The organism is Dermacoccus sp. PAMC28757 (assembly GCF_014302635.1).
Classification (GTDB): Bacteria; Actinomycetota; Actinomycetes; order Actinomycetales; family Dermatophilaceae; genus Dermacoccus; species Dermacoccus abyssi.
Map to the genome: position 1 here is coordinate 1,271,112 of NZ_CP060292.1, position 14,471 is coordinate 1,285,582.

A 14,471-nucleotide genomic window follows, 5' to 3' on the forward strand; every position below is an offset into this window, starting at 1 on the left:
GGCTGACGCCATGACGTACAAGCTGATTCTGCTCCGCCACGGCGAGTCCGACTGGAACGCGAAGAACCTCTTCACCGGCTGGGTCGACGTGCCGCTCACCGACAAGGGCCGCGCCGAGGCCGTGCGCGGCGGCGAACTGCTCAAGGAAGCCGACCTCCTGCCCGACGTCGTGCACACCTCGCTGCTGCGCCGCGCCATCATGACGGCGAACCTCTCGCTCGACGCCGCCGACCGCCACTGGATCCCGGTCAAGCGCGACTGGCGCCTCAACGAGCGTCACTACGGCGCCCTCCAGGGCAAGAACAAGAAGGAAACCCTCGAGGCCTACGGCGAAGAGCAGTTCATGACGTGGCGTCGTTCGTTCGACACCCCGCCGCCGCCCATCGAGAAGGGCAGCGAGTGGAGCCAGGACGCCGACCCGCGCTACGCCGACCTCGGTGAGGCTGCGCCGCTGACCGAGTGCCTCAAGGACGTCATCGAGCGCTTCCTGCCCTACTGGGAGAGCGCCATCGTGCCCGACCTCAAGGACGGCAAGACGGTGCTCGTGGCCGCACACGGCAACTCGCTGCGCGCCATGGTCAAGCACCTCGACGGCATCAGCGACGACGACATCGTGGGCGTCAACATCCCTACAGGCATGCCGCTGTACTACGAGCTCGACGAGAACCTCGCGCCCGTCACCAAAGGTGGTCGTTACCTCGACCCGGCAGCCGCCGAGGCCGCCGCAGCCGCCGTGGCGAATCAGGGCAAGGCCTGATCGCCCGAGCGCTTCATCACCTGACGGCGCCCGCCCCTTCGCGTGAAGGGGCGGGCGCCGTCGTCACACCGCGCTGGCCGTAGCTGGTGCGCTTCTGTCGATCCGGCCGCGACATATCGCCGCCAGATGGCCTTAAGTGCCCCAGATGCGAACAGCCGCCTGACGCGCTGACGGCCCGCCTCCCTCCGGGGAAGCGGGCCGTCAGCGGTTTGCGGCGAGGCGTCAGCGGGTGAGGCCCTCGTCCGGGTTGCCGTAGCGGCCGGTCACGAGGTAGACGATGCGGTCGGCCACGGCCACGGCGTGGTCGCCGTAACGCTCGTAGTAGCGCGACAGGAGGGTGGCGTTCACGCCGGCCTCCATGCCGTGCTCCCAGTCGCCGAGCAGCGTCGTGAAGACCTTCTTGTGCAGCTCGTCCATCTCGTCGTCGATGCGGCCGATCTCGACCGCGGCGTAGACGTCCTTCGAACCGATCGCGTCACCCGTCGCCTGGACGAGCCTCTCGCCCACGCGAGCCATGTCGGCGATGATCGGGCGCAGGTTCTCGGGCACGGCGACGTTGGGCGCCGACATACGCGCGACCTTCGCGATGTGACGGGCGAGGTCGCCCATGCGCTCGATGTCGGAGCTCATGTGCATGGCCGTGACGACCATGCGCAGGTCGGTGGCCACCGGCTGCTGGCGTGCCAGCAGGTCGACGGCGAGGTCGTCGACCTCACGACGCAGGGCGTCGATGTCGTCGTCGGCCGCGATGACGCTCTCGGCGATCGTGCGGTCACCTTCGAGAAGAGCGGCGGTGGCGCGCTCGAGGGCGGTGCCGACCAGCTTCGTCATGTCGACGAGCTGATCGGAGATCTTGTCGAGGTCCTCGTGGAATGCGTCGCGCACTCGTCCTCCTTGGACTGGGCCCGGGCGGGGCGGATTCAGGGCATGGCAATGCCCAGCATGGGGGTGTTTCCGGGCGAGAGTCGCACGATTCGGTGAACGAAGACAAGCCCCGAGGTGAACTCTGGGCGACGTGCCCGGAGGGAGGCGCCGAGGGTTCTGCTCCCCGGGGCCCCTGTGCGTAATCTAACGGTGTGCCAGCCATTCTCGACCTCATCACCGGTGCGGCCGTCGGCGTCCCCCTGGCCGTCGGTGGATACGCGTTCGGTCGACGCTCGTCGAGTTCCTCCGTGCGCGAACGCATGCCGTCTGCGACGCCGGCGGCCACGCCGACGTCCACCGCGCAGTCGGCTGCCGTGTCGGGAGAAGCCGAGGCGTTGTTGCGCACCCTGCGTTCGGGCTGGATGCTCGTGGACCGCTCGGATCGCGTTGCCGCGCACAGCGACGACGTCGACGCGCTCGGTCTCGTGCGTGACGTCGATCTGCGCCACGACGCGGTGCGTGACGTCGTGCGACGCTCCCGGCGCGAGAATCGCGTCATCGAGACCGACCTCAATCTGGCGCGGGGCCCCATCGAGGGTGCCGAACTCGACCTGCGGGTTCGGGTGGCGCCACTCAACGCCGACATCGTCGTCGTGCTCGTCGAGGACCGCACGCAGGCGCGTCGCATCGAGGAGACCCGCCGCGACTTCGTCGTCAACGTCTCCCACGAGCTCAAGACTCCGGTAGGCGGCCTGCGTCTGCTGGCGGAAGCCGTCGAGGACGCCGCCGACGATTCCGAGGCAGTGGCCCGGTTCGCGGCCCGCATGAAGACCGAGACCGTACGGCTGTCGAATCTCGTGCAGGAGATCGTCGACCTGTCGCGCCTGCAGGGCGCCGACACCATCGCCACGGCCAAGCCCGTCGACCTCGCCGAGTGCGCGCATCGCGCTGTCGAGGAGACGCGTCTGCTCGCCGAGGGGCGGGGCATCAGCCTGTCGGTACGCACCGACGAAGGCCCGCACCTGGTGCTCGGCGACGAAAGCCTCCTGACGACGGCCTGCCGCAACCTCGTCAACAACGCCGTCAACTACTCCGGCGACGAGACCCGCATCGTCGTCGCCGTGTCGAGCGAGGACGACGCGGTGGCCGTTGAGGTCACCGACCAGGGCGTCGGGCTGTCGGCCGCCGAGATCGAGCGCATCTTCGAGCGCTTCTACCGCGTCGACCCGGCCCGGTCGCGCCAGACCGGCGGAACCGGCCTCGGCCTGGCCATCGTCAAGCACGTGTGCGCGAACCACGGCGGGCAGATCCGCGTGTGGAGCGAACCCGGCGTCGGCTCGACGTTCGAGATGCAGATCCCCGCGTGCAACGGCGAGAGGGCCGGGCGTGAGACGTCCGAACTCGCCGACACGCCCCGTGAACCCGTGAGCGCGGCCGCCGGCCGCACTGCCGAGACGAAGGACAAGCTGTGACCCGAATCCTGGTCGTCGAGGACGAGGAGTCCTACTCCGAGCCCCTCGCCTACATGCTGAAGAAGGAAGGCTACGACGCCGTCGTCGCGGCGACGGGAACGGACGGGCTCGAGGAGTTCGAACGCTCCGGCGCCGACCTCGTGCTGCTCGACGTCATGCTGCCCGGCATGTCCGGCGTCGACGTGTGTCGGCAGCTGCGTACTCGCTCGAGCGTGCCGATCATCATGTTGACGGCCAAGGACAGTGAAATCGACAAGGTCCTCGGCCTCGAACTGGGCGCGGACGACTACGTGACGAAGCCGTACTCGGGGCGTGAACTGCTCGCCCGCATCAAGGCTGTGCTGCGCCGTCAGAGCGAGCCCGAGGAGTTCGAGCCCGACCGCCTGGAGGCCGGTCCCGTCGTCATGGACGTCGAGCGCCATGTCGTGACGGTGGGTGGTGAGCAGATCTCGATGCCGCTCAAGGAGTTCGAACTGCTCGAACTGCTCCTGCGCAACGAGGGCCGCGTGCTCACGCGCATGCAGCTGATCGACCGCGTGTGGGGTAGCGACTACGTCGGCGACACGAAGACGCTCGACGTCCACATCAAGCGTCTGCGCGCGAAGATCGAGCCCGATCCCGGTGCGCCGCGCCACATCCTCACCGTCCGAGGTCTCGGCTACAAGCTGGAGGCGTGAGCGGCCGCTCCCTCACGACGAACGGCTTCGGCCCCACCCCTCGACAGGAGGGATGGGGCCGAAGCCGTTGAACGTGGTGTGACGCGGGGGTCAGTGGCCGGAGCCGTGCGACTCGTCGCCGGAGGTCTCGGACTCGGCGTGGTCCACGTCGGCGTCGCCGTACGGGTGCTGGTCGAGCAGCACCGGGATGGAGACCTGCGTCGAGCCGCCCGGGGACGTCTTGAGGGTGGCCGAGATCTGGTCACCCACCTTCGCGTCGCCGAGGGAGGAGATGGTGACGGGCGAGACCTTCTTGTCGTCGTTGCCGTCGGCCTTGCCGTCGAGACGGACGCTGGAGTTCGCCGGGATGGTGACCTGGGTGTCGGTGCCGTTCACCGTGATGGTGAGCTGGCTGTCGGACGAACCCGCGTTGTACACGAGACCGGAGAGCTTGCCCTCGGAACCCTCGCCGTCGTTGACGATGAGCAGGTCAGCTGCCTGAAGGTCGCCGACGCGTGCCGAGACGCCGTCGGCGGCGTCGTACTGCAGCTCGGTGGTGTACGGGTTGATGAGCTGACCGCAGCCGGTGAGCGTAGCACCGGCCGTCACGGCCGCGAGCATCACGCCGGCGCTACGGCGCTTGGGGGTCACAATTCGTCGCGTCACGCAGGCAAGACTATCGCCTCGTGAGCGACGTGGTGAGCCGGGCCTCGTGCCGGTGATCAAAACGAAACTTTTCCGAATGTTCGGCGTGTCGCGCGCCTCGCCCGTTCGGGCGATCGATCGGGGGGCTTGCTTCGGTGTGCTATGTGCGGTTCGGCCGCCTCGCACGCCCCGGAATGGCGCGGCTGCGTGGTATCCTGGAGGCCGCGAAAGGGGCTAATACCACATGGAATTCAAAGTCGGCGCGACCGTCGTTTACCCGCACCATGGCGCAGCAACGATCGAAGAGATCAAGGTGCGCAAGATCAAGGGCGAGGACAAGCAGTACCTCGTGCTGAACGTAGCCCAGGGAGACCTGACCATCGAGGTCCCCGCCGAGAACTGCGACCTCGTCGGCGTCCGGGACGTCGTCGACAAGGAGGGGCTCGAGAAGGTGTTCGAGGTGCTGCGTGCAGAGCACACCGAAGAGCCCACCAACTGGTCGCGTCGGTACAAGGCCAACCTCGAGAAGCTCGCTTCCGGCGATGTCATCAAGGTGGCCGAGGTCGTGCGTGACCTGTGGCGCCGCGACCAGGATCGTGGTCTTTCGGCCGGCGAGAAGCGCATGCTCGCCAAGGCCCGTCAGATCCTCGTCTCCGAGCTGGCCCTCGCCGAGCACACGAACGAGGACAAGGCGGAAGCCACCCTCGACGAGGTGCTCGCGTCCTGAACGCCGGAGCAGTTCTCGTCGCTGCGGGCCTCGGCACCCGTCTGGGAGCCGGAAAGCCCAAAGCGCTCGTCACCTTGGGGGGTACGCCCCTCGTGACGCACGCCGTTCGTCGCCTCGTGGCGACGGGCGGCGTGTCGCATGTCGTGGTCGTCGTTCCGGCCTCGCACGAAGACGAATTCGCCGACGTCCTCAGCGATTTCGCCGACGGCGACGTTCCCGTTGAGATCGTGGCCGGCGGCGCGGAACGCAGTGACTCCGTCCGTTGTGGCCTGCGGGCGCTCGATCGCGAGTGCGACATCGTCCTCGTCCACGACGCCGCGCGCTGCCTTGCCCCTGTGGAGCTCACCGAGCGCGTGCTCGCGGCCCTGGCGGCCGGGGCTGACGCCGTCATTCCGGTGGTGCCGGTCGTCGACACGATCAAGGTCGTCGAGGCCACGCAGACCGCCGGGGACGACGGTGAAGACGACGGCAGGAGCTCAGAAGGCGGAGCAGCGGACGCTCCTGCGCTCGAACGCGTCGTCTCGACGCCGGTGCGCGCCGATCTGCGTGCCGTCCAGACCCCGCAGGGGTTTCGTCGTTCGGTGCTCGTGGCCGCGCACGAATCGGGGCTCGACGCCACCGACGACGCCGCCCTCATCGAACGCGCCGGGGGAGAGGTGCTCGTCGTCGACGGTGATCTCTTCGCCCTCAAAGTGACGACACCGCTCGACATCGTCGTCGCCGAACACCTGCTCGCCGACTCCTCGGAGGCCGAACCCGTATGACCAGCCAGCCCCACGTCGTCCTGCCGCGCACCGGAATCGGTGTCGACGTCCACCCGTTGGCCGACGACGAGCGGGAGCTCTCGCTCGCGGGCCTCAGCTGGCCGGGTGAGCGTGGCATCGAGGGTCATTCGGACGGTGACGTAGCCGCTCACGCCCTGTGCGACGCGCTCTTCAGCGCAGCCGGCATCGGCGATCTCGGGCAGCACTTCGGCGTCGATCGCCCCGAGCTGGCGGGCGCCAAGGGCGTCACGCTGCTCGAGGAGGCTGCTCGGCTCGTGCGGGAGGCCGGTTTCGAGATCGGCAACGCGGCCGTTCAGGTCATCGGCAACCGTCCGAAGATCGGCAAGCGCCGTGACGAGGCGCAGGTCGCTCTGTCGGCCGCGATCGGCGGCGCCCCGGTGTCGGTGAGCGGCACGACGAGTGACGGCCTCGGCCTCACCGGCCGCGGTGAGGGCATCGCCGCCGTCGCCACGGCGCTCGTCTACCCGCGCGACTGACCGTCCCTGACATGACGCGGGTCGAGGTTGTCACCGCTTCTCGCTAGGTTGGGATCAGACCCGACAACACTTGAGGAGCCAGTATGTCCCAGACCGTCAAGGGCGTCATCGCCCGTAGCAAGAACGCCGACGTGGAAGTCGTCGACATCGTCGTTCCCGACCCCGGCCCGGGTGAGGCCGTCGTCGCGATCGAGGCGTGCGGTGTCTGCCACACCGACCTGCACTACCGCGAGGGCGGCATCAACGACGAATTCCCCTTCCTCCTCGGGCACGAGGCGGCCGGTCGCGTCGAGGCCGTCGGCGAGGGTGTGACGAACGTCGAGGTGGGCGACTTCGTCGTCCTCAACTGGCGTGCGGTGTGCGGCCAGTGCCGCGCCTGCAAGAAGGGCCAGCCCTGGTACTGCTTCGACACGGCCAACGCGACGCAGCAGATGACGCTCGCCGAGGACGGCACCGCACTGACGCCGGCGCTCGGTATCGGTGCGTTCATCGAGAAGACGCTCGTCGCGGCCGGTCAGTGCACGAAGGTCGAGGAGAGCGACGCCGCGGCGGTCGGCCTGCTCGGCTGCGGCGTCATGGCCGGTTTCGGTGCGGCCGTCAACACCGGCCAGGTGACGCGCGGTGAGTCCGTCGCCGTCATCGGCTGCGGTGGCGTGGGGTGCGCGGCCATCGCGGGTGCGAAGACCGCCGGCGCCACGACCATCATCGCCGTCGACATCGACGACGAGAAGCTCGGCAACGCCAAGGCGTTCGGCGCCACGCACACGATCAACTCGAAGAAGGACGACGCCGTCGAGAAGATCCGTGAACTCACGGGCGGCTTCGGGGCCGACGTCGTCGTGGAGGCCGTCGGTCGTCCCGAGACGTACGAGCAGGCGTTCTACGCCCGTGACCTGGCCGGCCGCGTCGTCCTCGTCGGCGTGCCGACGCCCGACATGGAGCTCACGCTGCCGCTGCTCGAGATCTTCGGCCGCGGTGGTGCGCTCAAGTCGAGCTGGTACGGCGACTGCCTGCCGGAGCGCGACTTCCCGATGCTCGTCGACCTTTACAAGCAGGGCCGCTTCCCGCTCGAGGAGTTCATCACCGAGAAGATCGGTCTCGACGAGGTCGAGAAGGCCTTCGACACGATGAAGGGCGGCAAGGTGCTGCGTTCGGTGGTGACCCTCTGATGGCCGAATTCACCGACCAGGGCGCCGCTGTTCTCGCACACGAGGACGGCCTGCGCATCCAGCGTGTCGTCACGTCCGGCACCTTCGAACTCGACGGTGGCAGCTGGGACGTCGACAACAACGTCTGGCTCATCGGCGATGACCGGGAGGTCGCCGTCGTCGACCCGGCCCACGACGCAGCCCCGATCCTCGACGCCGTTGCGGGCCGCACGGTCGTCGGCATCTGGTGCACGCACGCCCACAACGACCACATCACTGCGGCCGGTGACGTCCGCGAAGCCACGGGGGCACCCGTGTTCCTCCACCCCGAGGATCGCGTCCTGTGGGACATGACGCACGACTGGCAGCCCGACGAGGCGCTCGCCGACGGCGATGAGCTCACGGTGGCCGGCACGAGCGTCCGCGTCATTCACACGCCGGGACACGCTCCGGGTGCGGTGTGCTTCTTCGTCCCCGCGCTCGGCGCGGTGCTCACCGGAGACACCCTGTTCCAGGGCGGGCCGGGGGCGACCGGTCGCTCCTACTCCGACAAGCCGACGCTCGTGGCGTCGATCCGCGAGAAGCTGTTCACCCTGCCCGGCGACACCGTCGTGCTCACGGGCCACGGCGACTCGACGACGCTCGCCGCCGAAGAGGTCGGCCTCGAGGACGAGTGACCCACTAGTGCGGGTTCTCGCCCCGGATCCACCTGCAGTCGATCCGGGGCGAGAACGTGGCCGGGCGAGCACGCCTGCGGAGGCCGATAGAATCGGGCCTGTGACTCTGCAGATCTTCGACACCGCCACTCGCGAGCTTCGCGACTTCGAACCCGTGAACCCCGGCAAGGTCGGCATCTACATCTGCGGCCTCACCACGCAGGGTTCACCGCACATCGGCCACCTGCGCTTCGCCGTCGCGTTCGACGTGCTGCGCAACTGGCTGACGCGCGGGCACGGCTACGACGTAACGCTGGTGCGCAACGTCACCGACATCGACGACAAGATCCTGCGCAAGTCCGCCGAGGCGGGCGAGCCGTGGTTCGCATGGAGCTACCTGCACGAACGCGAGACGAGCGACGCGCTCGACACCCTCGGCGTCAAGCGACCCACGTACGAGCCGCGTGCCACCGGGCACGTCACCGACATGGTCGAGCTCATGGAGATGCTCATCGAGCGAGGCCACGCCTACCCGGCGTCCGACGGCTCCGGTGACGTCTACTTCGACGTCAAGAGCTTCCCCGAGTACGGCTCCCTCACGCGTCAGAACCTCGACGACATGGAGGCTGCGGGCGACGCAGATCCGCGTGGCAAGAATGATCCGCGCGACTTCGCCCTGTGGAAGGGGCGAAAGGACGACGAACCCGCCTCCGCGAACTGGCCCACGCCCTGGGGTGAAGGCCGCCCGGGCTGGCATCTCGAGTGCTCCGCCATGGCGCGACGCTGGCTCGGCGACACGTTCGACATCCACGGCGGCGGTATCGACCTGCGCTTCCCGCACCACGAGAACGAGCAGGCCCAGTCGCACGCCGCGGGCCTCGGCTTCGCGCGCTACTGGATGCACAACGGCTGGGTCACCCTCTCCGGCGAGAAGATGAGCAAGTCGCTCGGCAACACCCTCGCCGTCAACGAACTCACGAAGACGGTGCGGCCCATCGTCGTGCGCTACTACCTCAGCGCCGTCCACTACCGCTCGACGATCGAGTACACGCCGGACTCGCTCGCCGAGGCTGCGGCTGCGGTCGAGCGCATCGAGGGTTTCCTGCGTCGTGCGCTCGGCGCCGACGCCGTGCTCACGAGCGACGACGTCGCCGGTGTGGAACTGCCGCGCGCCTTCGTCGAGGCCATGGATGACGACATCAACGTCTCCGGTGCGCTCGCGGCCTGCTTCGACGCCATCCGCGAGGGCAACACCGCCATCGACGAGGCCGACGTGGAGCGCGTCGAGAAACTTGCCATGCAGGTCGCCGCCATGACGGACGTGCTCGGCGTCAACCCGCTCGACCCGCAGTGGTCGGGTCGTTCGGCCGGCGGCCAGGACGAGGCGATGGACGCCCTGGGCGCCCTCGTCGAAGCGCTCGTCGAACAGCGCAAGGCCGCCCGCGCAGCGAAGAACTTCGAGGCGGCCGACACCATCCGCGACCAGCTGGCCGACGCCGGCGTCGTGGTCGAGGACACCCCTGACGGCGCGCGCTGGAGTCTCGCGCGGCAGGGCGGAAAGGACAACTGATGGCAGGCAACTCCTCGCGCCGAGGCGCGATTCGCAAGGGCAGTTCGAAGAAGGGCATGACCGTCGGCAGCGGTGGCCAGCGTCGTCGTGGCCTCGAGGGCAAGGGCCCGACGCCGAAGGCGGAGGAACGTCCGAACCACAAGGCGTACAAGTCCGCGGCCCGATCGGGCGCGGCCCAGGGCGCCCCGAACGGACGACGTTCGAGCGGGAGCCGCCGTGAGCGCACCTCGAGCGAGGTCATCGCCGGGCGCAACTCGGTGCTCGAGGCGCTACGCGTGGGCGTGCCCGCGACGACGCTCTACGTCGCGAGCCGCATCGACTCCGACGACCGAGTGCGCGAGACGCTCAAGATCGCCACGGAGCAGGGCGTGCCGATGCTCGAGACGCCGCGCGGCGAACTCGACCGCCTCACCGACGGCGCCGTGCACCAGGGCCTGGCGCTGCAGGTACCGCCGTACGACTACGCCCACCCGGGCGACCTCATCGACCCGGAGCTGCCCGGCACGCCGCTCGTCGTCGCGCTCGACGGCATCACCGACCCCCGCAACCTCGGCGCCATCGTCCGCTCGACGGCGGCCTTCGGTGGCCACGGCGTCGTCGTCCCGCAGCGACGCAGCGCCGGCATGACCGCGTCGGCCTGGAAGACCTCGGCCGGCGCAGCTGCGCGCATCCCGGTGGCTCAGGCGAGCAACCTCACGGCGGCGCTCAAGGACTTCAAGAAGGCGGGCTTCTTCGTCATCGGCCTCGACATGGACGGTGACGTCGACCTGCCCGGCCTCGAGCTGGCGGACCGCCCGCTCGTCGTCGTCGTCGGTTCCGAAGGCAAGGGCCTCTCGCGTCTCGTCGCGGAGACCTGCGACCAGATCGTGTCGGTGCCGATGAGTTCCTCCGTCGAGTCGCTCAACGCAGGCATCGCCACGAGCGTCACGCTGTACCAGGTGGCCGTGAACCGCGGGCTGGGCTCGACGCGCTGACACTGCGCCGAACAGCGCGGCTGCATCACGCGAAACACGAGGAGCGCCCCGACCGATCCGGTCGGGGCGCTCCTCGTTCGTGCGTGAGGCGATCAGCTGTTCGGCTTCTCCACGACGACCGAGTTCATGATCTTGTCGGCGAAGGTCTGACGCTTGGTGTCCCACAGCGGCCACAGGTAGCCGATGTTGCACGGAAGCGAGTCGAGGAAGTGTGCGAGCCCACGCACGAACGTCATGCCGGCGCCGAGGGGCTGACCGGTCTGCTCCGAGAGGAGCGTGATACCGGTCCACTTCTTGCCGAGGCTCTGGCCCGTCTTGCCCTGACGGAACACAAGGTTCCAGATGGAGAACGCGAAAACCACGAGATAGCACAGCATCCCGAGGGCCAAGGCGCCCGTGCTCGGGCTGCCCGTGGTGGTCGTGTTGCCGTACGCGTCGGTGGAGGTCTCGAGGTCGCTCATCGACGTGCCCATCGCAATGGCGGCGATGATGATGAACGGCATCATGATCAGGGTGTCGAGGAGGTACGCCAGGACGCGCTTGCCCCAGTGCGCGTAGGGCATCGGGGCCTGGGCCATGGCACCGAACTGCTGCTGGCCGTAGCCAGGCTGCGCGCCGTACGCGGGCTGGCCGTACTGCTGGCCGCCCTGGCCGTACGCGTCGTGCCCTTGCTGGCCGTACTGCTGCTGGCCGTATGGCTGCTGCCCGTAGTGCTGGTTGCCCTGCTGACCGTACGCGTCGTGTCCCGGCTGCTGGCCGTAAGGCTGCTGCCCGTACTGACCGCCGTTGTTCTGGCCGTGCGCATTGGCGTTGAACTGGTCTCCGAGGCCGCCCGGACCGTGCGGATCGTTGGTGCTCACTGTTCCTCCACCCTTGTGGTTCGTCATGTCCTGGCGCACACGCTAGCCCGTTCGGGCTGGCGTTGGCCGAAGGCGTACCGCACTAGGACGCACGGATCAGGGGTTGAGATCCATCTGCATCGGTGTCGTGTCGGGCGCGATGACGTTCTTCTCGTCCGGCTTCGTGGGAAGGATGTGCTTCACGTAGTCGACGACGGCCTGTTCGATCGTCACGTCGTGGCGCTGTCGCTCCGACATGTACCAGCGGTGCTCGAGCACCTCGTGGAAGATCTCGGCGGGTTCGAGTTTGCCGCGCATCTCGGGCGGTACGGAGCGCGTGACGGGCTCGTAGATCGTGGCCAGCCAGTCGCGGGCGACGGCCTCCTCGTCGTCGTTCTGACGGTTCTTGCTCGCGGTGAAGCTCACGAGGTCGTTGAGCAGGCGACGCGCCTGGTTCTCGCCGACCTCGAGGCCCGTGAGGTGGCGCAGACGGCGTGAGTGGTAGCCGGCTTCCACGATCTGCGGTTTGATCTGCATCGTCGTGCCGTCGATGTCGGTGGTGATGTCGAGTTCACCGACGTCGAAGCCGAGCTCGTTGAGAGCCCGGATGCGTTCCTCGACACGCCAAGCCTCGCTGGCGTCGAAGCGTTCGGTGTCGGTGATCGCCCGCCAGAGCTCGTGATAGCGCTCGACGATGGTGTTGCTCACCTCGATGGGGTCCATGTCCTCCGGAAGCATGCCGCCGGCTTGGAGATCCATGAGTTCGCCGGCGATGTTGACGCGGGCGATGTCGAGGTCGTGCTCACGCTGACCGTCGGAGAGCTGATCGCGCAGTTCGCCGGTCTCGGCGTCGACGAGGTACGCGGCGAACTCACCGGCGTCGCGGCGGAAGAGGGCGTTCGACAAGGAGACGTCGCCCCACCAGAAACCGACGAGGTGCACCTTGACGAGCAGCACGGCGAGGGCGTCGATGAGCCGTGTGGCGGCGTCGGGGCGCAGCGTCTGGCTGATCATCGCCCGGTAGGGCATGGAGAACTGCAGGTGACGGGTGAGCAGGCAGGCGTCGAGGGGAGAGCCGTCGGGGGCGGTTCGGCCGGTGACGACGGCGATGGCTTCCACACACGGCAGGTGCAGGCGGCGCAGCTGCTTGAGCATGTTGTACTCGCGCAACGCGATGTCGCTCTTGATCTCCTTGACGGCCAACACGCGGCCGTCGACGCGGGCGAAACGCACGATGTGACGCGAGATGCCGCGGGGGAGGGCAGCCAGACGGTCGGCGGGCCACGCCTCGAGCGGGGTGCTCCACGGCAGACTGAACAGCGCCGGGTAGGGCCGTGAGGCCTTGATGTCGAGTGCCACCGCGTCATTCTCCCATCTGGCATAGGTGTGCCGGTTCCGCGCGCTCCGCGTGTCCACCAGCCGAGCTCCGAACGCGCGTGAGGGGCGCCGCAGGCTGCGGCGCCCCTCACCTCGTGCAGTGCGGGTCAGTCGTTGACGCGCTCGCCCGTCTCGACGTCGAAGAGGTGGATGTGGTCGGTCTTCGGCGCGAAGAAGATCGTGTCGCCCTTCTTCGGGGGACGGCGGCCGTCGACGCGAGCCATGACCTGGTACTCCTCGCGGTCTGCCTGCGTCTTGCCGTAGACGTATGCGTCGGCGCCGAGCTCCTCGACCATGACGACGTCGACCTTGAGCCCTTCGTCGGCCGGCGCGAGATCCTCGGGTCGAATGCCGAGCGTGACGCGGTTGGCCTTTGGGTTGGCGCTCGTCGGCATCGGGATGCTGCTCGTGCCGAAAAGCACCTTGCCGTCCTTGATCGGCACCTCGAAGAGGTTCATGGCCGGCGAGCCGATGAAGCCGGCGACGAAGACGTTGGCCGGGCGGTCGTACATGTTGCGCGGGGTGTCGCACTGCTGCAGCAGGCCGTCCTTGAGGACGGCGACGCGGTCACCCATCGTCATGGCCTCGACCTGATCGTGGGTGACGTAGACGGTCGTCACGCCGAGGCGACGCTGCAGGTCGGCGATCTGCGTGCGCGTCTGCACGCGCAGCTTGGCGTCGAGGTTCGACAGTGGCTCGTCCATGAGGAACACCTGCGGCTGACGCACGATGGCGCGACCCATCGCGACGCGCTGACGCTGGCCACCCGACAGGTCCTTCGGCTTGCGCTCGAGGTACTGCGTGAGGTCGAGGATCTGCGCGGCCTCCTCGACGCGCTTGCGGATCTCGCCCTTGTCGACGCCGGCGATCTTGAGCGCGAAGCCCATGTTGTCGGCGACGCTCATGTGCGGGTAGAGCGCGTAGTTCTGGAAGACCATGGCGACGTCGCGGTCCTTGGGGGACAGCGCGGTGACGTCCTTGCCGTCGATGAGGATGCGGCCGCTCGTGACCTCCTCGAGGCCGGCCAGCATGCGCAGGGAGGTCGACTTACCGCAGCCCGAGGGGCCGACGAGGACGAGGAATTCACCGTCGGCGATCTCGATGTTGAGGTCGGAGACGCTGGGGCGCTCGGCGCCCGGGTACGTGAGGGAGACGCGGTCGTACGTAACAGTTGCCATGGTTTTCCTTTGGCGCTCACCGGCAGGAACGTGCCGGACGATCCGTTGTGAACGGGTGTCTCACGAAATGTGATGACGCACACATCATGCCCGAGGAGGGTGGCCCCTGCCTACCCCTCGCGCACATTTGCTTCTGTGCTGCTCAAACGAGCGCAGCTGATGCATCCTCGCCGTGCAGCCGGACTCCGAATCCGATCTCCAACGGGCGCGCGGGAATCGGTTCGACATGTCCGCCCGCGTCGCTCTGCGCGGTGATGAAACCGTTATCTGAAAAACTTTGCAAACGGTGAAAGCGTCCTCACAATGTGAAGTGGACCACACGCTCTCGCCCGAGGGCGTTCCTCATG

15 protein-coding genes are annotated in these 14,471 nt (G+C 68.2%); 10 read left to right on the forward strand and 5 right to left on the reverse strand.

Annotated features, from left to right (window positions below):
• Positions 1-10: 10 nt before the first annotated feature.
• Positions 11-757: a phosphoglyceromutase gene (locus H7F30_RS06190; RefSeq protein ID WP_187037417.1), complete on the forward strand. Its 747-nt coding sequence runs from the start codon at positions 11-13 to the stop codon at positions 755-757.
• Between the two features lie 222 nt (positions 758-979).
• On the opposite strand, the gene phoU is transcribed toward H7F30_RS06190, so the two are convergent.
• A complete protein-coding gene (phoU, locus tag H7F30_RS06195; protein ID WP_187037419.1) occupies positions 980-1,642 on the reverse strand; it encodes a phosphate signaling complex protein PhoU in 663 nt (220 codons plus the stop codon).
• 191 nt (positions 1,643-1,833) lie between these two features.
• Between phoU and H7F30_RS06200 the strand changes: the two genes are divergently transcribed.
• On the forward strand, positions 1,834-3,093 hold the full coding sequence (locus H7F30_RS06200) for a cell wall metabolism sensor histidine kinase WalK (RefSeq protein WP_255464979.1): 1,260 nt from the start codon (positions 1,834-1,836) through the stop codon (positions 3,091-3,093).
• Complete coding sequence (locus H7F30_RS06205) at positions 3,090-3,770, forward strand: response regulator transcription factor (protein ID WP_047312328.1); 681 nt, start codon at positions 3,090-3,092, stop codon at positions 3,768-3,770. Before H7F30_RS06200 ends, H7F30_RS06205 begins: the two co-directional genes overlap by 4 nt.
• Before the next feature lie 90 nt (positions 3,771-3,860).
• Here the strand turns inward: H7F30_RS06205 and H7F30_RS06210 are convergent, their stop codons facing one another.
• The gene (locus H7F30_RS06210; protein ID WP_187037421.1) at positions 3,861-4,415 is read right to left on the reverse strand and encodes a hypothetical protein; all 555 of its coding nucleotides are present in this window, start codon (positions 4,413-4,415) and stop codon (positions 3,861-3,863) included.
• Positions 4,416-4,638: 223 nt separating this feature from the next.
• Between H7F30_RS06210 and H7F30_RS06215 the strand changes: the two genes are divergently transcribed.
• The 7 genes from H7F30_RS06215 (at position 4,639) to rlmB (ending at position 10,730) form a co-directional block, all read left to right on the forward strand.
• The gene (locus H7F30_RS06215) at positions 4,639-5,121 is read left to right on the forward strand and encodes a CarD family transcriptional regulator (RefSeq protein WP_047312327.1); all 483 of its coding nucleotides are present in this window, start codon (positions 4,639-4,641) and stop codon (positions 5,119-5,121) included.
• Positions 5,118-5,885 (forward strand): 2-C-methyl-D-erythritol 4-phosphate cytidylyltransferase, encoded by a 768-nt coding sequence (locus H7F30_RS06220; RefSeq protein ID WP_187037899.1) that lies wholly within the window; start codon positions 5,118-5,120, stop codon positions 5,883-5,885. Before H7F30_RS06215 ends, H7F30_RS06220 begins: the two co-directional genes overlap by 4 nt.
• Positions 5,882-6,382: a 2-C-methyl-D-erythritol 2,4-cyclodiphosphate synthase gene (gene ispF, locus H7F30_RS06225; RefSeq protein ID WP_129665568.1), complete on the forward strand. Its 501-nt coding sequence runs from the start codon at positions 5,882-5,884 to the stop codon at positions 6,380-6,382. Before H7F30_RS06220 ends, ispF begins: the two co-directional genes overlap by 4 nt.
• Before the next feature lie 83 nt (positions 6,383-6,465).
• A complete protein-coding gene (locus H7F30_RS06230) occupies positions 6,466-7,551 on the forward strand; it encodes an S-(hydroxymethyl)mycothiol dehydrogenase (protein WP_187037423.1) in 1,086 nt (361 codons plus the stop codon).
• Positions 7,551-8,207, forward strand: coding sequence for an MBL fold metallo-hydrolase (locus tag H7F30_RS06235; protein ID WP_187037425.1), 657 nt, complete (start codon positions 7,551-7,553; stop codon positions 8,205-8,207). Before H7F30_RS06230 ends, H7F30_RS06235 begins: the two co-directional genes overlap by 1 nt.
• A gap of 100 nt (positions 8,208-8,307) precedes the next feature.
• A complete protein-coding gene (gene cysS, locus H7F30_RS06240) occupies positions 8,308-9,756 on the forward strand; it encodes a cysteine--tRNA ligase (protein ID WP_047312323.1) in 1,449 nt (482 codons plus the stop codon).
• Positions 9,756-10,730 (forward strand): 23S rRNA (guanosine(2251)-2'-O)-methyltransferase RlmB, encoded by a 975-nt coding sequence (gene rlmB / locus H7F30_RS06245; RefSeq protein WP_118913466.1) that lies wholly within the window; start codon positions 9,756-9,758, stop codon positions 10,728-10,730. The genes cysS and rlmB overlap by 1 nt, the downstream gene beginning before the upstream one ends.
• A gap of 92 nt (positions 10,731-10,822) precedes the next feature.
• On the opposite strand, the gene H7F30_RS06250 is transcribed toward rlmB, so the two are convergent.
• The 3 genes from H7F30_RS06250 to H7F30_RS06260 all read right to left on the reverse strand — a co-directional run bounded on the left by H7F30_RS06250 (position 10,823) and on the right by H7F30_RS06260 (position 14,124).
• A complete protein-coding gene (locus H7F30_RS06250) occupies positions 10,823-11,590 on the reverse strand; it encodes an RDD family protein (protein WP_222617862.1) in 768 nt (255 codons plus the stop codon).
• Positions 11,591-11,686: 96 nt separating this feature from the next.
• Positions 11,687-12,928: a DUF4032 domain-containing protein gene (locus tag H7F30_RS06255; protein ID WP_187037429.1), complete on the reverse strand. Its 1,242-nt coding sequence runs from the start codon at positions 12,926-12,928 to the stop codon at positions 11,687-11,689.
• Positions 12,929-13,053: 125 nt separating this feature from the next.
• Positions 13,054-14,124 (reverse strand): ABC transporter ATP-binding protein, encoded by a 1,071-nt coding sequence (locus tag H7F30_RS06260; protein WP_187037431.1) that lies wholly within the window; start codon positions 14,122-14,124, stop codon positions 13,054-13,056.
• Positions 14,125-14,471: the final 347 nt, after the last annotated feature.